Annotated in this window: 9 protein-coding genes; 3 read left to right on the forward strand and 6 right to left on the reverse strand. The window is 70.2% G+C overall.

What is annotated here, in order from left to right; genetic code table 11:
• Positions 1–4 precede the first annotated feature (4 nt).
• The 6 genes from C7H75_RS14360 to C7H75_RS14385 all read right to left on the reverse strand — a co-directional run bounded on the left by C7H75_RS14360 (position 5) and on the right by C7H75_RS14385 (position 21,063).
• Positions 5–16,447: a non-ribosomal peptide synthetase gene (locus C7H75_RS14360; RefSeq protein ID WP_106851493.1), complete on the reverse strand. Its 16,443-nt coding sequence runs from the start codon at positions 16,445–16,447 to the stop codon at positions 5–7.
• Positions 16,448–16,639: 192 nt separating this feature from the next.
• Positions 16,640–16,960, reverse strand: a complete 321-nt coding sequence (locus C7H75_RS14365) for a hypothetical protein (RefSeq protein WP_005512623.1) — start codon at positions 16,958–16,960, stop codon at positions 16,640–16,642.
• Positions 16,961–17,207: 247 nt separating this feature from the next.
• Positions 17,208–17,963, reverse strand: coding sequence for a succinate dehydrogenase/fumarate reductase iron-sulfur subunit (locus tag C7H75_RS14370; protein ID WP_022596446.1), 756 nt, complete (start codon positions 17,961–17,963; stop codon positions 17,208–17,210).
• 1 nt (position 17,964) lies between these two features.
• Positions 17,965–19,896, reverse strand: coding sequence for a fumarate reductase/succinate dehydrogenase flavoprotein subunit (locus C7H75_RS14375; RefSeq protein ID WP_106851494.1), 1,932 nt, complete (start codon positions 19,894–19,896; stop codon positions 17,965–17,967).
• A gap of 67 nt (positions 19,897–19,963) precedes the next feature.
• Positions 19,964–20,782 carry a succinate dehydrogenase subunit SdhC gene (gene sdhC / locus C7H75_RS14380; RefSeq protein ID WP_084955169.1) on the reverse strand — a complete coding sequence of 273 codons (819 nt, stop codon included), beginning with the start codon at positions 20,780–20,782 and terminating at the stop codon, positions 19,964–19,966.
• Positions 20,779–21,063, reverse strand: coding sequence for an Rv0250c family protein (locus tag C7H75_RS14385; protein ID WP_005512616.1), 285 nt, complete (start codon positions 21,061–21,063; stop codon positions 20,779–20,781). Before C7H75_RS14385 ends, sdhC begins: the two co-directional genes overlap by 4 nt.
• 257 nt (positions 21,064–21,320) lie before the next feature.
• Between C7H75_RS14385 and C7H75_RS14390 the strand changes: the two genes are divergently transcribed.
• The 3 genes from C7H75_RS14390 (at position 21,321) to ahpF (ending at position 24,729) form a co-directional block, all read left to right on the forward strand.
• On the forward strand, positions 21,321–22,196 hold the full coding sequence (locus tag C7H75_RS14390) for a TIGR03619 family F420-dependent LLM class oxidoreductase (protein WP_013416319.1): 876 nt from the start codon (positions 21,321–21,323) through the stop codon (positions 22,194–22,196).
• A 203-nt stretch (positions 22,197–22,399) separates the two neighbouring features.
• Complete coding sequence (gene ahpC, locus C7H75_RS14395) at positions 22,400–22,963, forward strand: alkyl hydroperoxide reductase subunit C (protein WP_005512614.1); 564 nt, start codon at positions 22,400–22,402, stop codon at positions 22,961–22,963.
• A gap of 176 nt (positions 22,964–23,139) precedes the next feature.
• A complete protein-coding gene (ahpF, locus tag C7H75_RS14400; protein ID WP_005512612.1) occupies positions 23,140–24,729 on the forward strand; it encodes an alkyl hydroperoxide reductase subunit F in 1,590 nt (529 codons plus the stop codon).
• The last annotated feature ends 151 nt before the right edge of the window (positions 24,730–24,880 follow it).

The raw sequence follows: 24,880 nt of genomic DNA on the forward strand, positions 1-24,880 counted from the left end.
ATCATCACGCGTGCCCGTCCAGGCACCGACCGACGAGCGGGCCGATCACCTCGAGCGCCTCCGGCGTGGTGAGCCGATTGTGGGTCCAGGACACCGATTGGATCCGTACCGTCCCGGAAACGTAAGGATCCCACGGTGTTTGCGAGGACGCCGAGGTCCCGTCGGCGGCTGCCACGTAGACCAGATCGCCGTCGAACACCTCCGGACGGTAAGCGCCACCGAGGTCGATCGTGTGCAGGTAGTCGTCGTAGAGGCGGCGCACGTCGGCGGCGGTGAGCGCCCCGTACGGTCCGTCTCCCTCAGCCAGCAACCGCGCCGCCTCCTCGGCGGTGAGGTCGCCGTCGACCGGGGCTTCGTCGACGCCCGCGAACTCGGCGAACAGCATGCCGAGGCTGGGGGCGGGTGCCGACCGCGGAACCGACTCCGCCGTCTGGGTGTCGAGCATGACGAGGGTGCCCACCTCCTCGCCGAGACGCCGGAGCCGCACCGCCATCGCGTGCGCGATCGCACCGCCCACCGAGTAGCCGAGCAGGTGGTAGGGGCCGTGCGGCTGGACCTCGCGGAGCCGGTCGACGTAGTTCCGCGCCAGCTCGTGCATCGTCGCCGGCGCATCCGCCCCGTCTGTCAGGCCGGGCGACTGGATGCCGTACACGGCCCGGCCGGCCGGCAGATACGGCAGCAGGCCCGTGTAACACCATGTCGACCCGATGGCCGGGTGCACACACACCAGAGGTTCCGTTCCGTCGCCCGGCCGCATCCGGACCAGGATGTCCTCCGGCGCGGGCTCGCCGCTGCCGTCCAGCCGGGCGGCGATCGCCGCCGGCGTGGGGTCGGTGACGACCCACTGCATGGGCAGCGGCCGGCCGAGCCTCGACTGCACCTCGGCGACGACCCGCACGGCACTGAGCGAGTTGCCTCCCAATTCGAAGAAGCTGTCGTCGACCCCGACCCGGTCGGCACCGAGGACGTCGGCGAACACGTCGGCGAGGGCCGCCTCCGTCTCTGTCTCCGGCGGCCGGTAGTCGACGGTCCCGAACACCGGATCCGGCAGCGCGCCTCGGTCGAGTTTGCCGTTGGAGTTCAGCGGCACGTGGTCGAGGATCGTGATCGCCGACGGCACCATGTAGGCAGGCAACGACGCCGCGGCGAGCTTCTTGAGCGCCGCGGCGTCCAGGGCACTGTCGGCTGCGAGGCGCACGTACGACACCAGCACGGTCTCTCCGGTGGGCGCCGTGTGCCCGAGCGACGCCGCGAACTCGACGTCGGGGTGTGCGGTCAGCGCAGCGTCGACGTCCCCGATCTCGATGCGCAGTCCCCGTATCTTGATCTGGAAGTCGGTGCGCCCCACGTATTGGAATCCACACGAGCCGGCACGCCGCACCAGGTCGCCGGTGCGGTACAGACGCGACCCTGCCGGGCCGAAGGGGTTGGCCACGAACCGCTCCGACGTCCGCGCCGACTGGCCGCGATAGCCGCGCGCGAGGCACGGCCCGGACAGGTAGAGCTCGCCTTCGCCGCCGTCGGGCACCGGTCGCATCCAGCCGTCGAGCACGACGGCGCGCACCGCCGAACCCGGCACCGGACCGCCCAACGTGATGGGTTCGCCGGGTGCCAGGGTGTCGCTGGTGGTGACGCACACCGTGCACTCGGTGGGCCCGTACGCGTTGAGCAGGCGGGTGCGGGGGGCCCATTCGTCGACCAGTTCGGCGCCGAACAGCTCGCCGCCGACCTCGACCACTTCGACGTCCGGCAGCGCCGCCGGGTCCAGGGTGCCGCAGACGGCGGGGGTGACCAGCAGGTGCGTGACGTGTTCCTGTCGCGCGTACCGCTCGAGTTCGGGGCCGGCGTACACGTCGGGCGGCGCGACGACGAGGGTGGCTCCGGCGGCGAGCGCGAGCGTGAGTTCGAGGACCGACACGTCGAAACTGGGCGAACACACGTGCATGACGCGGGATCTCGGCGTGACGCCCTGATGTTCGATCTGTGCGGCCGCCAGATACGGCAGACCGGTGTGCGTGACGACCACGCCTTTGGGCGCGCCCGTGGACCCGGACGTGTAGATCAGATAAGCGGGGTCGGACACCCGGACCGGGTGTGTGCGCTCGTCGTCCCGAATCGGCAACGGGGAGAAGCGGTCCAGTTCCAGTTCGTCGAGCGGGAGCCACTCCGGGCCGCCCGGGAGCCCGTGGTGGGCAGAGGCGACGAGACCGACCGCGGCCGCACAGTCGTCGAGCATGTAGCCGATCCGCCCGGGCGGCAGATTCGGGTCGATCGGGACGGGCGCCGCACCCGACTTCGCGACGGCCCAGGTCGCGGTCACCGAATCGGCGGACCGCGGGATCGCGACGGGAACGAAGTCCTCCGGTCCCACCCCTCGCTCGACGAGGGCCCGCGCGATGCGGGACGAGCGCTCGTCCAGTTCCCGGTACGTCGTGTCGACGCCGTGCCAGCGCAGCGCTGTCGCATCCGGATCGACGGCTGCTCCCGCCGCGAGTGTCTCGCCCCAGGTGCGGGGGGTCACCGGGTGCTGCGACGCCACCTCCACGAGTTCCTCTCGGCGTTCGGCCCCCAGCACGTCGATGCGCCCGACCAGCGTGTCGGGCCGGTGCGCGACGGTCGCGACGATCCGGGACAGCCGGGCCGCGAGATCCGTAACGGTCTCCGCGGGGACGGCCTGCGGTGCGTACCGCAGCCGCAGCCGCATCCCCGCGTCGTCGAACGCCATCAGCGAGAGCGGGTAGTGGGTGGAGTCGAATCCCTCGACAGCTGTGACGCGGACACCCGTCGCGTCCGCGAGCCGACTCAGTGCCGTCACGTCCTGCGGATACGACTCGAGCACCATCGCGGTGTCGAAGAGTCCACCGAAGCCCGCCGCGTCCTGGATCGCGGTGAGCCCCAAGTGCTCGTGCGGCATCAGTGCGGCGCGCTCGGACTGCAACCGGGCCAGCAGATCGAGCGTCGTCTCGTGCGGGTCGAGCCGGACCCGGACCGGGACGGTGTTGATGAACAGCCCCACCATCGACTCCACTGCATCGACGGCGGGCGGGCGTCCGGACACCGTGGTGCCGAACACGACGTCGGTTCCGGTGGTCATCTCCCCGAGCAGGATTCCCCACGCCGCCTGCAGCACGGTGTTGACCGTGACGCCGGCCCGCTCGGCCGTCCGCGTCAACGCCACCACAGTCGCATCGTCCACCGGAACGGCCTCGCTCGCAGTCGCCGACAGCCGCTGCCCGGCGGCGTGCGGCGCGACGAGGGTGGGTCCGGGCAGCCCGGTCAGTGCCCCGGCCCACGCCTGCTGCGCGGCCTTGGTGTCGCGGGCGACGAGCCAGGTCAGGTAGTCCCGGTACGGCGCCGCCGGGCGGGCCAGCGGCCGACCGCCGGTGACGTACAACTCGAACAGGTCGGAGACGAGCAGCGGCATCGACCAGCCGTCGAGCAGGATGTGATGGTTGGTGACAACGAGCCGGCGGTGGCCGGCGCCGAGTTCGACGAGCAGGAACCGGATCAGCGGCGCCGTCCGCATGTCGAAGTGGTTCTCTCGTTCGCGGTCGATCAGCGCCTGATCGTGGCCGTCGGCGACGACGGCCACCGACCAGTCGACGTCCACGTGGTCGAGTACCACCTGCACGATCGTCCCGTCGGCGCGGTTGTCGAACGCGGTCCGCAGGCTCGGGTGCCGGTCCATCAACGCCTGCGCCGCCACCGCCAACCGGACCGGATCGAGATCGCCGTCGAGGTCGAGCACCAGTTGCACGTGGTAGGCGTCGACGTCGTGTCCGGCGAGCAACGCGTGGAAGAGCAGGCCCTCCTGCAGCGGCGTCGACGGCCACACGTCCACCAACGTGGGATGCGCGCTCTCCCAGCGGACGATGTCCTGCTGCGTCGCCGTCACGAGGTCGAGATCGGACGGTGTCAGCCCCCCACTGCCCGGGCGGTCCGCGTACTCCGCGAGGGCGTGGACGGCACTGCGCCACAGCGTCGCGAACTCCTCGGCGCCGTCCGCGTCGAGGACACCCGGCGCGTACCGGACGGCGGCACACAGATGCGGCCCGTCGGCGAGGTCGACGACGTAGGCGTCGATCGCGAGCGTGCTCGGGACCGGCCCCTGGCTCGCGGCGTCGACCATCGTATCCGGGCCGTCCGCGTCGAGTGACCACCCGGCCGCACCCTGTCCCGCCAGCCGCCCGAGGTAGTTGATCGACACCTGCGGGTCCTCGAGGTCGTCGAAAGCCGTTGCCGTGTCGGGATTGAGGTAACGGAGCAGGCCGTAGCCGATGCCGTGGTCGGGCACCGCGCGCCATTGCTCCTTGACCGCCGCGAGCGCCGCTCCGGCACTGTCGCCCGCAGCGTATGCGTCGCCGAGGTCGATGCCCGTGAGGTCGATGCGGACGGGGAAGCTCGTGGTGAACCAGCCCACGGTTCGCGAGAGGTCGGCACCGGGGAGAATGCGCTCCTCGCGTCCGTGTCCCTCCGCGGACACGACGACACTCGCACGGCCACCGGCCCAGCGATCCCACCCGGCGACAGCCATCGCCGTCGCACACAGCACCGCGTCCGCCGGGGTCGCCCGGTACAGCTCCGGAAGCCGGCCCAGCAGTCGATGCGTCACGCTCGCGGGGATGCGCACCGACAGCTGCTCGGCGGTCATGTCCCGGTCCGGGTCGAACCGCCGGGCGCCGAGAATCGGGTCGGCGGGTGTCAAAGCTTCTCGCCACCAGCGCAGTTCCGCGACCCGTTCCGGTGCGGCGGCGAGCCTGGCCAGCTCGTGCGCCCACGTCCGCATCGAGGTCCCCACCCGCGGCAGTTCGGGTGCCGCGCCGGCCCGGGCCTGCTCGCACGCGGAGACGAGGTCGGCGAGCAGGATGCGCCACGACACCCCGTCGACGGCGAGGTGGTGGATGGAGACCGCGAGCCGTCCCGCCCGTCCCGAGCCGGTGTCACACCACACCACCTGCACCATCACCCCGGCCGCGGGGTCGAGACGGGCAACGGCGGCGGCCCGTTCCCACGACGCGACGGCATCGACGTCCGCGTCGTCGCGGACGTGCGAGCAGTCCACGCGCCGTAGGCAGGTCCCGGCATCGACCGAGCCGGGTTCGGCCACGACCAGGTGCAGGTCGGCGCCGGAACCGAGGCGGGTGGCGCGCAGCATGTCGTGGCGGTCGAGCAGCGACTGCAGCGCCACGCGCAGCTGTGCCCCCGTGATGCCCGCGGGAATCCGGACGGTGACCGACTGCGAGAAGTGGTCCCATTCGCCGTGCCGGCCGCCGAGCCAACGGAGGACGGGTGTCGGCTCCACGGCACCCACACCGCCGCCGGCGATCTCCGCGAGCCTGGCGGCCCGGTCGGAGGCATCGCCGGCGCCCGCGGCGCCGACGACCGCGGCGAGACGCTCGACGGTCGGACGTTCGAACACGTCCTGCGGGGTGAGCACGATGCCCGCCTCGCGGCCGCGGGACACCAACTGGATCACGGTGATCGAGTCCCCGCCCAAGGTGAAGAACGAGTCGTCGGCGGCAACCGCGGGAACGCCGAGCGTCTCGGCGAACAGACCGGCGAGGAGCAGTTCCGCGGGTCCGGTGGGCGCGCGGCCGTGCCCGGTGAACGCTGCGAAGTCGGGCTCCGGGAGCGCGCGTCGGTCGACCTTCCCGTTGGCCGTGACGGGCAGCGAGTCGAGCACGACGACGGCCGCCGGCACCATGTACGGCGGCAGGATCCGGTCGACGGCGTCACGGACACCGACGGGGTCCAGGTGCTGATCGGGCGTGGGGACGACGTAGCCGACGAGACGGTCGTCGCCGCAGCGCTCGCCCCGCCTGGACACGACCACTGCGCGCCCCACGCCCCCGACGCGCAGCAGCGCCGACTCGATCTCGCCCAGCTCGATCCGGAAGCCACGGACCTGGACCTGGAAGTCGGTGCGGCCCAGGAACTCCAGTGCCCCGTCTGGTCCACGGCGGCCGAGGTCGCCGGTGCGGTACATCCGGCCGCCGGCGCCGCCGGGTGCTGCGACGAAGCGCGCCGCGGTGAGGCCGGGCCGGCCGACGTACCCGCGGGCCACGGCGTCGCCGGAGATGTAGATCTCGCCCTGCACCCCCGTGGGCACGGGGTGCAGCCGCGCGTCGAGCACGTCGACCCGGACACCCGGCAGGGGGCGGCCGATCACGGAGGCCGGGATGCCCGCGAGCACGTCCCGGTCGAGGTCCTCGGTGGTGTCGATCACGGTGGCCTCGGTGACGCCGTACATCTCCGCCACCCGGGCCCCACCCTGCGGAGACTGCGCGTACCAGTGTTCCACCTGCGCGGGGGCCAGTTCCTCCCCGCCGACGAACACGTACCGCAGCGCAAGCTCGACACCGGCGGCGTGGTCGACCAGTTGGTAGAAGGACGCGGGCGTCTGGTTGAGCACGGTCACCGACTCCCGGCGCAGCAACTCGACGAACCGGTCCGGCGAGCGTGCGACCACCGGGTCGACCAGCACCGCGGTCGCGCCGATCGACAGCGGCCCCCACGTCTCCCACACCGAGACGTCGAAGGCGAAGGAGTGGAACAGCGTCCAGGTGTCGGTCGGCCGCAGGTCGAAGGCTGCGTGGCCGCCGGCCAACAACGCCACCGCGCTGCGGTGCGGCACCTGAACGCCCTTCGGCCGTCCGGTCGATCCGGACGTGTAAATCACGTACGCGGCGTTGTCGGGGTGCAGCGGGGCGGTGCGGTCGGCGTCGGTCACCGGCTGCGGCGACGCCGCGGCACAGGCCGCCCGCACCTCACCCGAGTCGACGAGGACGACGGGCGCCGGGAGGCTGCCCAGAGAGTGGGCCGTATCCGTGGTGGTGAGCACGCACGTCGGCCGGGCCTCCCCGACGACGAAAGCGATTCGCTCCGCGGGGGATCCGACATCGACCGGCAGGTACGCCGCCCCCGCGAGCGTGGTGGCGATCATCGCGATCACCAGGTCGGCCGACCGGGGCAGCGCCAGCACCACCACGGTGTCCGGTCCCGCGCCGCGGGCGGTGAGCACCCGCGCCAGGCGGCTCGCGTCGGCGAGCAGTTCCTCGTACGTCGTGCGTGTCTCACCCGCGACGAGTGCCACGGTGTGCGGGTGCGTGGCGGCCGCCCGCGTGAACAGGGTGTCGAGCGTCGCCCCCGGCGCGCTCGCGGCAGCGACGTGTCCGGCCTCGATCGCCGACAGTTCGGCCTCGGTGAGTAGATCCACCTCCCCGACCGGGGCGTGTGGATCCGTCACGGCAGCAGCGAGGATCCGGCGCAGCCGTTCGGCGAACGTCTGCGCGGTCGATGCGTCCCACAGGTCGGTGGCGTAGGTTAGGTCCAGCCGCAGGCCCGCGGGTTCGCCGCGCCGCGTGAACGATTCGGAGACGCCGAGTTGCAGGTCGAACTTGGAGACCGCCGGCTCGCAGTCCACGGGTTCCACCTCGAGACCGGGCAGCCGCAGGTACCCGGACATGTCGGTCCGGTACTCGACGAGCACCTGGAACAGCGGCGCGTACGACGTCGACCGCTCCGGTGCCAGTTCGTCGACCAGGCGCTCGAACGGCAGGTCGGTACGGGAGAACGCGGTGAGATCGATGTCGCGGACCACGGCGAGGAGGTCGCCGAATCCGGCGCCGGTGTCGACAGGGGTGCGCAGCGGCAGCATGCCGACGAACATGCCGACGATGTCGTCGAGTCCCGCCTCACCGCGTCCGGACACCGGGGTGCCGATCACGATGTCGCGGGTGCCCGACAGCCGCGCGGCCAGCACCGCGAGCGCGGTGTGCGCGACCATGAACATCGTGGCGTTGCCGTGGCGGGCGACCTCCGCGAGCCGGGCGTGGTCGGCCGCGTCGATGTCGAAGCCGACGACGGCGCCCCGGAACGACTGGCGCGACGGCCGAGGACGGTCGGTCGGCAGCGGGATCAGCTCGGGAATGCCGTCGAGTGTGGAGCGCCACTGCGCGAGCTGGCGCCGGTACAGCGACTCCGGGTCGTCGGGGTCGCCGAGAAGGTCGCGTTGCCACAACGCGAAGTCGACGTAGTCGAGTGCCGGTGGCGCCCAGTCCGGTGGGCTTCCGCGACGGCGGGATTCGTACGCGCGCATCACATCCCGTGCCAGGGTCGTCATCGAGAACCCGTCCGCCGCGATGTGGTGGGCCACGACCGCCAGCACGTGTTCGGTGCGCGACATCCGGAGCAGCTGCGCACGCAGCGGCACCTCGCGGCTCACGTCGAAACCCCTACCGATCAGGCGCAGCAGGTGCGCGGGCAGGTCGGCGCCGAGCACCGACACCAGCTCGGGACCCGGCGCGGCGTCGGGTTCGACGATCCGCTGCACGGGGCCGCCGTCCACGAGCGGGTACATCGTCCGCAGGGTCGGGTGCCGGACCACGACGTCGCCCACCGCGGCGACGAGCGCGCGTTCGTCGAGGTCACCGTGCAGGCGGACGGCCATCACGATGTTGTAGGCGTCCGACGCGGTGTCGAGCTGGTTGATCGACCACATGCGCGACTGCGCCGACGACAGCGGCACGACCGCCGGCCGGGGGTACGGACGCAGCGCCGGACGGCTCTCGGACCGTCCGCCGTGGCGGATCCGCGCGGCCAGGCCGCGGACGGTGGGCGACTCGAACAGCGCACGCACGTCCAGGTCGGCGTCGAGGGCCGCGCCGAGCCGGCGCGTGACGCGGGTCGCCATCAGTGAGTTGCCGCCGAGGTCGAAGAAGCTGTCGTCCGGTCCGATCCGGTCGATACCGAGCACCGCCCGCAGGTGCCCGGCGACGATCTCCTCGATCGGGGTGAAGGGCGCGGTGCCCGTGGCGTCGACAGCGGCGGGGAAGTCCGGTTCCGGCAGCGCCTTCTGGTCGAGCTTCCCGGACGGCGTCAGCGGGACCTCGGGTATCGGGACGATCAGCGCCGGGACCATGTGCGACGGCAACCGTCGCGCCACGTGCGCCAGCAGTTCGTCCGGCTCGACTGCCGGATCGTCCCCGGACCGCACGTACGCGACGAGGACGGTCTCGCCCGACGGCGCGGTCCGCCCGAGCGTGGCCGCGAAGTCCACCGCCGGGTGATCGGTGAGCGCCGCGTCGATCTCGCCGAGTTCGATCCGGAATCCACGCACCTTGACCTGGAAGTCGCTGCGGCCCAGATACTCGAGGGTGAGATCCTCCCGCCAGCGCACGATGTCGCCGGTCCGGTAGAGGCGGTCGCCCGGCAGGGTGCCCTCGTCCTCCGCGGTGGGCCGATCGGCGGGGGCGACAAAGGGACTCGCGACGAAACGTTGCGCGGTCAGCCCCGGCCGGTGGTGATACCCGCGCGCGATCGCGGGACCGCCCAGATACAGCTCGCCGGGCATGCCGATCGGCACCGGCTGCAGGTGCACGTCGAGCACCAACTCGACGAACCCCAGCGTCGGACCGCCGATCGTGACGGGCTCGTCGGGCGCCAGAGGTCCGGCGATGTTGGACATGATCGTGGTCTCGGTGGGCCCGTACGCGTTGAACATGAGCCGCCCCGGCGCCCAGCGCCCCACCAGTTCCGGTGGGCACGCCTCCCCCGCGACGGCCAGCGAGGACAGCGCGTCGAGGTCGTCCGGTGGCAGCGAACCCAGGACGCTCGGAGTGAAGAACGCGTGCGTCGCGCCGCCGGTCGCCAGGCCGCGCGCCAGCTCCTCCCCGCCGTACACCTCGGGCGGCGCGATCATCAGGTGAGCACCGGAACCGAACGCCATGAGCAGCTCGAACACCGACGCGTCGAAGCTCGGCGACGTGAACTGGGACACGCGGGCGTCCGCGGTGACGGCAAGGCTCTCCCGCTCGGCGGCAACGAGGTTCGCCAGACCGCGGTGCGTCAGTGCGACACCCTTCGGGATTCCTGTCGAGCCCGACGTGTAGATCAGGTACGCGGGGTTGTCGACGCGCACCGGCGCACACCGGTCGGCGTCGGAGAGCGGTTCGCAGGAAAGCTCGGCGACCTCGTGCCGGTAGCCGGCGGAGTCGATCGTGTGCCACGACACCGCGCCGGGCAACGTGTCGCGCCAGCGGTCGACCGTGAGCCCCACGCGCGCCCCGGAGTCGCCGAGCATGTGGTCGATACGCTCCCGCGGATACGTCGGGTCGACGGGGGCGAACGCCGCGCCGGTCTTCGCGACCGACCACACGCCCAGCACGAACTCGATCGACCGCGTCACCCCGAGCGCCACGACGTCTTCCGGCCCGACACCGGCCGCGACGAGGTGCCTGGCCATCCGCGAGGACCGCTCGTCGAGTTCCCGATAGGTGAGGACGCGGTCGGCGCACGACAAGGCCGCCGCGTCCGGGTCGATCCGGGCGGCGTCGGCGAGGATGTCGGGCAGTGTGCGGGGCCGGCGTCCGGCGCGGCCGTGGACAGGGACGAGCCGGGCGTAGTCGGTGTCGGAGATCAGCCGCAGGCGCGCCAGTGTCCGGTCGGGCTCGGACGCGATCGCGTGGAGCACCCGCTCGAGACGGTCGGCGACGGTGTCGATCTCGTGCTCGTCGAACAGCGCAGGTGCGTAGTCGATACGGATCTCCAGCCCACCGTCGACGGATGCGGCCAACGCGAACGGGTAGTGCGTGGCGTCGTGGACGGCGACGTCCGCGACCCGCATCCCGGCGATGTCGGTGTCGGCGGTGAGCCCGCCCCGATCGATCGGGTAGGACTCGAAGACGGTGATCGTGTCGAACAGCGCCGCCGCCCCGGTCGCGCGCTCGATGTCGGCGAGACCGACGTGCTCGTGGTCGAGCAGGGCAGCCTGGTCGGCGTGGCAGCGAACGAGCAGTTCGCCGAGCGTCTCCGCCGGGTGCAGGGTCACCCGGACCGGGATCGTGTTGATGAACAGACCGACCATGTCCTCGATACCGTCCACCTCCGGGGGCCGGCCGGAGACGATCGCCCCGAACACCACGTCGTCGCGTCGGGTCCACGCGCCCAGCACGATCGCCCACGCCACCCGCACGATCGTGCTGAGCGTGACCCCGCGCGCCCGGGCGAGCTCCTCGAGTCGCGCGGTCTCGCCTTCGGTGAGCAGCAGCCGATCGGCGCGCGGCACCGTCGGCAGCTGCCGGCCGCGCTCGAACGCGCCGACGAGCGTGGGTTCGTCGACCCCGGCGAGCTCCTCCACCCATCGCTCGATCGACGCCGCTCGGTCGACCGTGGCCAACCATGCGAGGTAGTCCGCGAACGATGCGGACACCGGGACGTCGCGGGGGTCCGGTGTCGCGTACAGCGCGAGGAGTTCGCGGATCAACAACGGTACGGACCAGCCGTCGAGCAGGATGTGATGGTAGGTGAGCGCGAGTACGTACCGGTCGTCGGCGCCGCGAATCAGCAACGCCCGCAGGAGCGGTGGGATCGCCATATCGAAGCGCCGGCGCCGGTCCTCGGCGAGCACCCGGTCGACGGAGGCGGGATCCGGCAGGTCGGCCACCGACCACGGCAACTCGACTCGACGCGGAACCGGTTGCAGCGGATCGCCGTCCGGCCCCGTGGTGAACGCGACCCGCAGGATCTCGTGCCGGTCGAGCAGCATCTGGACCGCGCGGTGCATCCGGTCGCCGTCCACCCGCCCGCGCAGCTCGATCGTCAACTGGACGAGGTAGGGATCGGTATCCGTGCCGGCGAGTTCGGTCTGGAATAGCAGCCCGGCCTGCAACGGCGACAGGGGCCACACCGCAGCGAGATCCGGGTACGTGTCCTCGAGCTCCTCGATGGTCTCCTGGTCGAGGTCCACCAGCGGCACGTCCGACGGGGTCAGACCGCCGGCGTCCGGGGTGCGAGCCGCGCTCGCGAGCTCCCGGCACGCCGAACGCCACAGGTCGGCGAGATCCTGAACCTCCGCGGCGTCGAACAGGCTCTGCGGGTACGCGATCGAGGCGCGCAGCGTCGGGCCGGTCGCCGTGTCGACAGTGAGGAGGTTGATGTCGAGGGCCGCCGCGACGGGCATCTCGGGATCCGCGGACGCCCCCAGGTCGCCCAGTTCGTCGACCGGCAGCCAGGCTCCGTCGTCGCCGTCGGTCAACGTCGTACGCCCCAGATAGTTGATGCTGATCTGCGGTACGGGAGCATCGGCGAGGTCTGCGCCGTCCCGGAGGTAGCGGAGCGCACCGTAGCCGATGCCGTGGTCGGGGGCCGCCCGCAACTGTTCCTTGACGACTTTCAGTGCCTCCAAGACGCCGCCGCCCGTGGCCCCGGTGGCGGCGGCGCCGGATGTCACGGCCTCGAGGTCGATCCCGGTGAGGTCCAGCCGCACCGGATGGACGGTGGTGAACCAGCCCACGGTCCGGGAGAGGTCGGCGCCGGGAATCACGTGTTCCTCGCGGCCGTGCCCCTCGAGCAGGACGAGGCACGACGCGGTCGCGACACCGCGGCGATGCCGCCATCGCGCCAGCGCGATCGCCAGCGCTGTCACGACGGCGTCGTCGACGCCGCCGTGCACGGTTTCCGGGACCGTGGTCGACAGCGCGGCCGAGACGCTCTGCGGCAGCTCGACGAGTCGGGTCGCGACGGCGGCGACGACGTCCCGGTTCGGGTCTAGGTCGCGACGGCCGGGCGGCGGATCGGATTCGCCGAGCACTCCACGCCAGTACCCGGTTTCGGCCGCTCGTTCCGGCGCCGTGGCCCACTCGGTCAACGCGTGCGCCCACGTCCGCATCGAGGTGCCGACGTCCGGCAGAGTCGGCGGCCGGCCGTCCCGCACCTGCTCCCACGCGGATGCGAGGTCCGGCAACAGGATTCGCCACGACACCCCGTCCACGACGAGGTGGTGGATCACGAGCAGGAGCCGTCCGGGCCGATCCGGCCCGACATCACACCACACGGCCTGCACCATCCGGCCCGACGTCGGGTCGAGCCGGATGGTGGCGTCCTCGCGGGCAGCGGCGAGCACACCGGTGAGATTCTTCTCCGGGTCGACCGCGATCCGGCGCAGCACATCCGGTGCCGCGACGTTGCCCGGCGGCGGCACCTCGAACCCCGCGGTTTCGGTCCGGAACCGTGCCCGGAGCATGTCGTGGTGGTCGATCACGGCCTGCAGCGCACCGCGCAGATCGGCTGCCGAGATCCCCACCGGCAACGCCACACACACGGACTGCGCCAGGCGCGACCACGGTCCGCCGCGTTCGACCAACCAGCGCACGATGGGCGTCGGCGGCACGTCGCCCACCCCGCCGCCCGGCAGCTCGGCGAGCACCTCCACCGGGTGGTCGAGGGATGTGGCGACCGCGGCGAGGCCGGACACCGAGAGTCGGTCGAACACGTCGCGGGGCGTCAGGGACAGACCGGCCTCGCGGGCCCTCGACACCAGCTGGATCGCCATGATCGAGTCGCCGCCCAACGCGAAGAACGAGTCGTCGGCTCGTACCGTCTCGACCCCGAGGACCTGCGTGAACAGACGCGCCAGCGCCTCCTCGACCGGACCGGCGGGCGCCCGACCCGCACCGGCCGCAGTTCCGAAATCCGGTTCCGGCAACGACTTCCGATCGACCTTCCCGTTGATCGTGAGCGGCAGCCGCTCGACGACGGTGACGACAGCGGGAACCATGTACGGCGGCAGGATCGCACCGATCCGCTCACGCACGGCGAGCGGATCGAGGACCGCACCCGCATCGGGCACCACGTACGCGGCCAGGCGCACCGCGCCGGCGTCCGACCAGCGCGGTACCACCGCGGCGTCGGCCACCCCCGGGCATTCGGCAAGCGTCGCCTCGATCTCCCCCGGCTCCACCCGGAACCCGCGCACCTGCACCTGGGAATCGCTGCGCCCGAGGAAGACCAGCCGCCCGTCCGCGTCCCACCGCGCGAGATCGCCCGAGCGGTAGAGCCGGTCGCCGGCGGAGAAGGGGTCGGCGACGAACCGTGCTGCGGTCAGTCCGGGCCGGCCACCGTACCCGCGGGCCACCTGGCTCCCGCCGGCGTAGATCTCGCCGACCACACCGACCGGCACCGGGCGCAGCCGGCGATCCAGCAGGTGCAACCGCACCCCCGGCAGCCCGCGTCCCACCAGGTTGCCCGGCTGCTGCGCGCCGTCCGCGTCCATGACCACTTCGGTGAGGAAGACGGTGGTCTCGGTGATCCCGTAGACGCTCACGAGTACCGATGCCTCGTCGCCGTGGCGCTGCAACCAGGGCAGCATGCGGCGCTGGTCGTAGTCGTCGCCGCCGACACAGACCCGGCGCAGATCGGCCGGTGGCCGCGCCGCCGACTTCTCGGCCTCCGCGAACTGCAGGAACGCGGCCGGAGTCTGCCCCAGTACGTTCACGTGCTCGCGCCGCAGCAGGTCGACGAACGTGTCGGGAGATCGGGCGGTGTCCTGGTCGACCACGACGAGAGTTCCCCCGGAGGCGAGCGGCCCCCATATCTCCCACACCGAGAAGTCGAACGAGAAGGCATGGAACATCGCCCACACCGAGCCGTCCGCGGTGTCCAGCGCCTTCCGTGCGTTCGCCAGGAGCGTGCTCACGCTGGTGTGGGCGACCTGCACGCCTTTGGGTCGCCCGGTCGAGCCCGACGTGTAGATCACGTACGCGAGGTGCGCCGGGCGCAGGGGTCGTATCCGGTCGGCGTCGGCCACCGGCGCCCCGGAAAGTGTGCCGAGTCGCTCGGTGGTCGCGGCGTCGTCGAGCAGGACCACCGGGCCGACGACGGTCGACTCGGCGGCGACGTCGACGGTGGTCACCACGCAACCCACCGCGGCGTCGCGCAGCACGTAGTCACGACGCGAGGCCGGGGTGCGGGCATCGACGGGAACGTAGCTGCCGCCTGCGGTGACGACGGCCAGCAGTGTGACGATCAGATCGTCGGAGCGGTCCAGGACGACGCCCACCGGAACCTCCGGCCCCACCCCCAGGGCGATCAGCCGGCGCGCGAGCCGGTTCGCGCGAGAGGTCAACTCCGCGTATGTGAGCCGAAGGCTCCGCCAGACCACTGCGACCCGATCGGGGGACTCCGCGGCTCGGCGCGCCACCAGCGCGGGCAAGGTCTCCTCGACGTCGGCCCCCGGCCTCTGCCACGACGCCAGCCGGGCCGCGAGCGCCGCGGTGTCCACGAGCGGCAGTTCGCCGACGGGAGCCTCGGCGGGCGCGTTCAGCAAGGCGTGCAGCAGACGGGCGAACCGGTCGTGATGGGTGCGGAGGGTCGCGTCGTCGTAGAGTTCCGGATTGGCCTTGAAGTCGAGGCGAATCGGCCCGGCAGGCCCATAGCGGTAGACGTTGACGAGCAGATCCTCGATCGGCCCGGAGGAGAGGACGTCGAGCGCGGTGCGGGTGTCGCCGAGGCGCAGTTCCTCCGGGAACAGCATGAGGTTCAGCAGCGGTCCCGCGAAGCCGCGGCCGGCGCCGTGCGCGCCGCGATCCCGGCGCAGGTCCTCGTGCCGGTACCGCTGATGACGCAACGCACCGGACAGGGCCGCGGCCACCTCGGTCACCAGCTCCGCGACCGTCGTAGCGACGCCGACGGACACCCGCAGCGGCACGACGTTCGCAAGCGTGCCGCCGGAGCGGCGCAGTACCGCCGTCGTGCGCGAGGAGACCGGCAGACTCAGCACTACGTCCTCGGCGCCGGTGTGCCGCGCCGTGTACGCAGCGATCGCCGATGCGACGAGAACCGCGATGCTCACGCCGTACCGGTCCTGGGCCTCGTGGAGAGCCGCTGCGGTGTCGGGCGCGACGACACCACCGACATCACGCCCGAGTGCCCGTGCCGGCGCGGACCTCTCCGCGAGACTGCACCTTTCGGGCATCCCCGACATCCGCTCCGCCCAGTAGTCGCGGTCGGTCCGCCAGCGCTCGGAACCGACGTACGCCGTATCCGCGGCATTGACGGCATCGAGATCGGCGGCCCGGGCGGAGGGCGGCTCCCGGCCCTCGACGGCCGCGTTGTACAGATCTGCGACCCGGTAGAGCATGGTCGCCGCACCCACCCCGTCGAGCGCGATGTGATGGGCCCGGGTGTACCAGAACCAGCGATCGTCGGCGATGCGGAGGAGTACCGATACCGAGAGCCGGTCACGCAGCAGGTCCAGAGGAGCCGTCACATCGGTCCGCATCCAGGTGTGCGCCGCCGCCTCCGGATCCGGCTCGCCGCGCAGATCGATGATCCGGGTGCCCGTATCGAGCCGGGGATCCAGGATCTGGTGCGGCCGAGAATCGATCAGTACCAGACGAATCAGACCCGAACCGAACTCGCGGGCCGCTCGAGAACCGGCCCGCGAGAGAAGGTCGACGTCGAGCCGGCCCGGCCCCTCGCCGATGTCCACGTACTGGGCCACGGACATCGGTACGGCCGGATCGAGCTGCTGCGCCAGCCACTGTCCGGTCTGCGCGGGCGAGAGCGGCATCGGCTCGGAGCACCCACCGCAACCGCTCTCGGGTTCCGGCAAGGCTCCGTCGGCGTCCGTCGTGCCGGGCGCTGCGGCGACTCGGAAGGGCAGTTCCATCAGCTCGGTACGCGGCGTTGCGTGGACTGGATGGTCCGACGCCCGCCGTCGCCTCAGTCCTGACCGGGAGAGTCGATCCTCGTCGCGCGAGCGCCGGAGGCGTTCGACGCGGAAGGAATTGCGTCGATGTTCGTCATTGCCCCAACGATACGACGGACGGTCACCGCCGAGCGAGTGACGATTTCGTGTAGATCACCACTGAGGTGCGGCGACGAGTACGAATATCAGTCCGGCGACGACGCCGAGGGCGCCGCTGAGAATGCCGAAGAGGGCCTCGAGCGACTTGGGTTCACTCTCCTCCGAACGCGACGCGACGACGCCCGCCGCGATGGCACCGAGCCCGAGCACGATGCCGAGACCGAACGTCCAGAAAGTGATGACGGACAGCGCGCCGAGCGCGATCGAGGTGTCGCTGCCGGACCGGCGCAGCCAGTCCGTGACGGCTGCGAGAGGCCGGGAACTGTCGGTGGTGGGGTCTGGATCCGGAACGGGACGATCGGCGACGACGGACATCACGGTGCTTTCTCGAACGAACTACTGGTTGACGCGTGGCATCGGTGGGCGCACCCTCCGATGGGTCTTTCGGTTCGAACCGGGCGAGCGTTTCCCTCGGCGGCCGCTGCCCGACCGGCGACCGATCGACCGTGACACGAAATTAGCACTCTTCAGCCGTGAGTGCCAATCTTGCGTGAACCCGTGCAGTCCGGGCGATCACGCCGAAAGCGACTGGCGCGCAAGTGCACCGATCCCGAACCGGCAATCAGTGTCGATCTCGACGGAAGAGCTTGTTGCCCAACCAGACGACCGGGTCGTAGCGCCGGTCCGCGACCCGCTCCTTCATCGGAATCAGAGCGTTGTCGGTGATGTGGATGTCTTCCGGACAGACGTCGGTGCAGCACTTCGTGATGTTGCACAGACCGAGGCCGAAGTCGTCCTGCGCGGCGTCTCTCCGGTCCGCGACGTCGAGCGGATGCATCTCCAGCTCGGCGACCCGCATGAGGTAACGCGGTCCCGCGAAGGCCTCCTTGTTCTCGTCGTGGTCCCGCACCACGTGACACGTGTTCTGGCAGAGGAAGCACTCGATGCACTTACGGAACTCCTGCGAGCGCTGCACGTCGACCTGCTTCATCCGGTACTCCCCCGGCGCCAATCCGGGCGGCGGGGTGAACGACGGGATCTCCCGCGCCTTGGTGTAGTTGAACGAAACGTCGGTCACGAGGTCGCGAATGACAGGGAACGTCCGCATCGGCGTCACCGTGACGACCTCGTCCTCGGCGAACGTCGACATCCGCGTCATGCACATCAACCGGGGCCGGCCGTTGATCTCCGCGGAACACGATCCGCACTTGCCCGCCTTGCAGTTCCACCGCACCGCCAGGTCCGCGGCCTGCGTCGCCTGGATCCGGTGGATGATGTCGAGCACCACCTCGCCCTCGTTGACCTCCACCGCATAGTCCTGCAGGCCGCCGCCCGACGCGTCCCCACGCCAGATCCGGAACTTCGCGTCGTATCCCATGTCAGGTCGCCCTCCCAGGATGAGCGTCGAGTTCGGCGTCGGTGTAGTACTTGCCGAGCTCGTCGATGTCGAACAGCGCCAGCAGGTCCGGGCGCATCGGCAGCTGCTGTTCGCGGGTGACGATCACGTCGGGAACGGACGTGCCGTCCTCCGCGGCCCGGTCGTCGGCGACCGTGCTGCACACCAGCAGCGTCGACCGCCACTGCGGATCCATCGACGGGAAGTCGTCGCGGGTGTGCCCGCCGCGGCTCTCGGTCCGCATCAGCGCCGCGCGTGCCACGCACTCGCTGACGAGAATCATGTTCCGCAGATCCAGTGCGAGATGCCATCCGGGGTTGAACTGTCGATGCCCCTCGACCGTCACCCCGGGCAGGCGGGACTTGACGTCGGCGAGAGTGGCGATGGCCCGTTCGATCTCCGACTCGGTGCGAATGATCCCGACCAGGTCGTTCATCGTCTGCTGCAGTTGCGTGTGCAGTGTGTACGGGTTCTCCCCCGCCCCCGACACCGGCGGATCGAACGGCAGCAGCGCAGCCCGTGCAGCCGTCGCGACGTCTGCCTCCGCCACCGTCGGGCGCGCCTCCAAGGACTGGACGTAGTCGGCCGCGCCGAGGCCGGCCCGGCGCCCGAACACCAGCAGATCGGACAGCGAGTTGCCGCCGAGCCGGTTCGAGCCGTGCATCCCGCCCGAGCACTCACCTGCGGCGAACAGCCCTGGCACCGTGGAGGATCCGGTGTCGGGATCGACCTCGATGCCCCCCATCACGTAGTGGCAGGTGGGGCCGACCTCCATCTGTTCCTTGGTGATGTCGACGTCGGCGAGTTCCTTGAACTGGTGGTGCATCGACGGCAGCCGCCGCACGATCTCCTCGGCGGGCATGCGCGACGCGATGTCGAGATAGACGCCGCCGTGCGGTGTGGAGCGACCGGCCTTGACCTCGGAGTTGATGGCGCGCGCCACCTCGTCCCGCGGCAACAGGTCCGGGGTGCGACGGTTGTTGTCGGGGTCGTCGTACCACTTGTCGGCCTCTTCCGCCGTCTCCGCGTACTGGCCTTTGAACACCGCCGGGATGTACGAGAACATGAAGCGCTCGCCGTCGGAGTTCTTGAGCACGCCGCCGTCCCCGCGGACGCCCTCGGTGACGAGGATGCCCTTGACGCTCGGCGGCCACACCATCCCGGTCGGATGGAACTGCACGAACTCCATGTTGATCAGGTTCGCGCCGGCGCGCAGCGCCAGCGCGTGCCCGTCGCCGGTGTACTCCCACGAGTTGGAGGTGACCTTGAACGACTTGCCGATGCCACCCGTCGCCATCACCACCGCCGGCGCCTCCAACAGCACGAACCGGCCGGACTCGCGCCAGTACCCGAAGGCCCCGGCGATCCGGTCGCCCTCCTTGAGCAGTTCGGTGACGGTGCACTCGGCGAACACCTTGACCCGGGCCTCGTAGTCCCCGGTCGCCGCGAAGTCCTCCTGCTGGAGGGCGACGATCTTCTGTTGCATCGTGCGGATCAACTCGAGGCCGGTGCGGTCGCCGACGTGGGCGAGCCGCGGGTAGGTGTGGCCGCCGAAGTTGCGCTGGCTGATGCGGCCGTCCTCGGTGCGGTCGAACAACGCCCCGTACGTCTCGAGCTCCCACACCCGGTCGGGCGCCTCGCGCGCGTGCAGTTCGGCCATGCGCCAGTTGTTGAGAAACTTGCCACCGCGCATCGTGTCACCGAAATGGACCTGCCAGCTGTCCTTCGAGTTGGCATTGCCCATCGCGGCCGCGCAGCCCCCCTCGGCCATCACGGTGTGGGCCTTGCCGAACAGCGACTTGCACACGACCGCGACCGACAGCCCCCGCTCCCGGGCCTCGATGACGGCACGCAGCCCGGCACCACCGGCGCCGATCACCACCACGTCGTACCTGTGCCGCTCGACTTCGGCCATGCGCACTCCCCCATTCGGTACATCCGTCCGGCGAGCGTCTCGGTGCCGACGCCGGAATCGGTGGAACTCAGTTGATCAATCGCAGGTCGGAGATCGTGCCGCTCGCCACCAGCATGATGTAGAAGTCGGTGACGATCAGCGTGCCGAGCGTGGTCCACGCCAGCTGCATGTGCCGGGTGTTGAGCCTGCTCACCCACGTCCACAGCCGGTAGCGGAGCGGGTGCGCCGAGAAGTGTTTGAGCCGTCCGCCGGTGACGTGGCGGCACGAATGGCACGACAACGTGTACGCCCAGAGCAGGATCACGTTGCCGGTGATGATCAGACTCCCCACGCCGAGCCCGAAGCTGCCGTTCGGCCCCTCGTAGGCGCGAACCGCGTCGTACGTGTTGACGAGCGAGACCACCAGCGCGACATAGAAGAAGTACCGGTGGACGTTCTGCACGATCAGCGGAAAGCGGGTCTCACCCGAATACGTGGAGTGCGGTTCCGCCACCGCGCACGCGGGCGGCGCCAGCCAGATCGACCGGTAATAGGCCTTGCGGTAGTAGTAGCAGGTGAGCCGAAAGCCGAGCAGGAACGGCAGGACGAGGAATCCCAGCGGAATCCACATCGGCAGCTCGCCCACCCACGTCCCGAAGTGGCTGGCTCCCGGCACGCACGACTCGCTGATGCACGGCGAGTAGAACGGCGTCAGGTAATGGTAGTCGTCGACCCAGTACGCGGTCCGCACGAACGAACGGACGGTCGCATACACGACGAAGACCGCGAGGCCGAGGGTGGTGAGCAGCGGTGCCAGCCACCACCGGTCGGTGCGCAGGGTGCGCGCACGGATGTCCGCCCGAGCCGGCGGCGGCGCGCCGATCTCGGCCACCCGCGGCGCCCTCACGTGTTCTCGTGGGGGTTGCCGCCGAGTCCCTCGTCGTCCGCGCCCTGCCACAGCGAGCGGTCGTACGGGGTGTCCGGCACCTGAACTCGCTCGGCGGTGGCGCCGGACGTCGGACGCGGCGGCGATTCGCTCAGATCGTGAGCGTCGATGTCGAGTCGATCGACGTCGTTGGCCAGTCGCCGCACGGCGGACGCGTCGCCGTACCTCTCTCGCAACGATCCGACGCACTGACGCAGATGCCCGATCGTGCGCTGCAAATCCATCACTTCGGTGGTGGTCATCCGTACCTCCGCACAAACGTCGGTCGGATCGGGTGGCGGCAGGGCTGCCTGTCGCGCCCGATCTGCCTACACGGTGTGATGCCACTCACAGTACGTCAGCCTCCGCGTCGACGCCGTCGATCGATCGAGATCCGCCGACGAGGTACCGCGAACACCTTCCCACGCAGCGGGAGGAGCGCTGACATGTGATGCAGACCACTCCAGGATGGGGCGTCGGGGCGAACCCCGCCCCGGCACTCGATCGAAGGAGCCCGTCCGTGCGATTCACCTATGCCGAGTCCATGACCGATCCCGACTTCTACGTTCCGCTCGCGCAGGCGGCCGAGCGCGTCGGCTTCGACTCCATGACCATCGCGGACAGCATCTGCTACCCGGAGGAATCGGACTCGGTCTACCCGTACACCCCGGACGGCAGCCGTGAGTTCCTCGAGAACAAGCCGTTCATCGAGGCGATGATTCTCGCGATGGCGCTGGGTGCGGCGACCAGCACGCTGCGATTCACGACCTTCGTACTCAAGCTCCCCGTCCGCCCGCCGGTGCTGGTCGCCAAGCAGGCCGCATCCGTGGCGTACCTGACCGGCAACCGCCTGCGCCTGGGCGTGGGCGTGAGCCCCTGGCCCGACGATTTCCAGATCATGGATGTGCCGTGGGAGCGCCGCGGGCGCCGGACCGACGAGGCGATCGACATCGTGCGAGGACTGACCGGTGGCGGATACTTCGAGTATCACGGCGAGATCTTCGACGTACCGTCGATCAAGATCAATCCCGTTCCGACGCAGCCGATTCCGATCCTGATCGGCGGCCACAGTGACGCAGCACTGCGCCGGGCCGTGGTGCGTGGCGACGGCTGGACCCACGCTGGCGGCGATCCCGAGGAACTCGACCGGATGCTGGACCGGCTGCAGAAGATCCGGGCCGCCGAGGGCAAGTCGGACACTCCGTTCGAGATCCACGTCGCCTCCGCCGAGGCCTACACGGTGGACGGGATCAAGCGCCTCGAAGACAAAGGCGTCACCGATGTGATCGTCGGCTTCCGCAACTCCTACGACGTCGCCCCGGACGCCGAACCGCTCGCGCAGAAGATCGCGAACCTGGAGAACTACGCGGAATCGGTGATCGCCAACGTGCCCTGACGAGGCAGGACCGTCGACTCTCGCCGCCCGGGCGCCGGGCGGCGAGGATCGACGTCGACGCGCCGGTTTTGCCCGAAACCCTGCCTTCAGCATTGATAGGTAAAGCGTATCTATGAAATAGACCTCATAGATTGGAACTATCTATGATTCTTGGCTAACCTCTAGAACGTCTGGTATTCAACTTCGACCGAACAGAGGTTCAAATGGCCCTGATCAACAAGCAGATCAAGCCCTTCTCCGCGACCGCGTACAAGAACGGCGCATTCGTCGACGTGTCCGACGAGGACATCAAGGGCAAGTGGGCGATCTTCTTCTTCTACCCGGCCGACTTCACCTTCGTCTGCCCGACGGAGCTCGGTGACCTCGCCGATCACTACGAGGAGCTGCAGCGCCTCGGCGTCGAGGTCTTCTCGGTGTCCACCGACACCCACTTCACGCACAAGGCGTGGCACGACTCCTCCGAGACCATCGGCAAGATCCAGTACGCGATGATCGGCGACCCGACCCTCGAGATCAGCACCAACTTCGAGGTGCTCCGCGAGAACCAGGGCCTGGCCGACCGCGGTACCTTCCTCGTCGATCCCGACGGTGTCGTCCAGTTCATGGAGATCACCGCGGAGGGCATCGGCCGCAACGCTGCCGAGCTGCTGCGCAAGGTCAAGGCCGCTCAGTACGTCCGCTCGCACCCGGGCGAGGTCTGCCCGGCCAAGTGGGAAGAGGGCGAAGAGACCCTCGCTCCGTCGCTGGATCTCGTCGGCAAGATCTGACGTAAGTCGAATCAGCTGACGTAAGTCGCCACGGGCGGCGCGGGCCCGGACGCCACGGGCCCGCGCCCCACCCCGCTTCCGTCTCGACCAGCACCACCCCGCACCTGTCCGGACCGCAGGAGTAACAAGGTCCACTTCCCCGATCACAGCCTTCCCCACGGATGGAGTAGATCCGCATGCTCGACGCCCCCCTCGCCGCCCAACTGAAGTCCCTCCTCGAGCGGTTGACCCTGCCGATCGAGCTCGTGTCCTCCCTCGACGACGGAGCCAAGTCGGCCGAACTCGCCGAACTGCTCACCGAGATCGCCGCGATGTCGGACAAGATCACCTATGAGCGTCTCGACGACGACGCCCGGCGCCCGTCGTTCGCCATCCGCCGCGTCGGCACCGACATCGAGGTCCGCTTCGCCGGCATCCCCCTCGGTCACGAATTCACCTCGCTCGCACTCGCATTGCTCCAGGTCGGCGGCTACCCGTCGAAGGAAGCCCCCGAGGTGCTCGAGCAGGTCCAGGGACTCGAAGGCAAGTACCACTTCGAGACCTACTTCTCGCTGTCCTGCCAGAACTGCCCCGACGTCGTCCAGGCACTGAACCTGATGGCCGTGCTCAACCCCGGTGTCAGCCACGTCGCGATCGATGGTGCGCTCTACCAGGACGAGGTCGACGGCCGGCAGATCATGGCGGTGCCCACCGTGTACCTCAACGGTGAACTCTTCGGCTCCGGTCGGATGAGCCTCGCCGAGATCGTCAACAAGCTCGACGACGGCGCCGCCGATCGCGCGGCAGCCGCGATCGCGGAGAAGGACCCGTTCGACGTGCTCGTCGTGGGTGGCGGCCCGGCCGGAGCTGCGGCCGCGATCTACGCTGCCCGCAAGGGGATTCGCACCGGCATCGCCGCCGAGCGCTTCGGCGGTCAGGTCCTCGACACGATGGCGATCGAGAACTACATCTCGGTCCCCTACACCGAGGGCCCGAAGTTCGGCGCTGCACTCGAGAACCACGTGCGCCAGTACGACGTCGACCTCATGAACACCCAGCGTGCCGCGAAGCTCGTGCCGGCGGCCACCGAGAACGGCCTCGTCGAGGTCGAACTGGAGAGCGGCGCTTCGCTTCTCGCCCGCACGGTGATCCTGTCGACGGGTGCGCGCTGGCGCTCGATGAACGTGCCCGGCGAGACCGAGTACCGGAACAAGGGCGTCACCTACTGCCCGCACTGCGACGGTCCGCTGTTCAAGGGCAAGCGCGTCGCGGTCATCGGCGGCGGCAACTCGGGTGTCGAGGCGGCCATCGACCTCGCGGGCATCGTCTCGCACGTCACGCTCGTCGAGTTCGACTCGGTGCTGCGCGCCGACGAGGTGCTGCAGCGCAAGCTGCGCAGCCTCCCGAACGTGACCATCCTGCTCAGCACCCTCACCACCGAGGTTCTCGGCGACGGCAGCAAGGTCACCGGCCTCACCTACACCGACCGCACCACCGACGAGTCGCACACCGTCGACCTCGAGGGCGTGTTCGTGCAGATCGGCCTGCTCCCCAACACCGAGTGGCTGGACGGCAGCGTCGACCTGTCGCCGCGCGGAGAGATCGTCGTCGACGACCGCGGTCAGACGTCGGTGCCGGGCGTGTTCGCCGCGGGTGACTGCACGACGGTTCCGTTCAAGCAGATCGTGATCGCTGCCGGCGCTGGAGCGACGGCTGCCCTGTCCGCGTTCGATCATCTGATCCGCACCAGCGCTCCGGAAGAGGAGTCGGCGGCAGCGGTCGGCTGACGCTCTCCCATGCCCCCGGGTCCGGTGCCGTTTCGGTGCCGGACCCGGGGGTCGTTCAGGCCGACGGGGGTAACCCTGTTCGGATAATCCATAGCTTCCGTCCCGTCCGAAGTTCCGTGTCGAGCTGCCGGCCCGACCAGTCGGTCGGCTG

It is taken from the genome of Rhodococcus (subgen. Prescottella) equi, assembly GCF_003013675.1.
Taxonomy (GTDB): Bacteria; Actinomycetota; Actinomycetes; order Mycobacteriales; family Mycobacteriaceae; genus Prescottella; species Prescottella equi.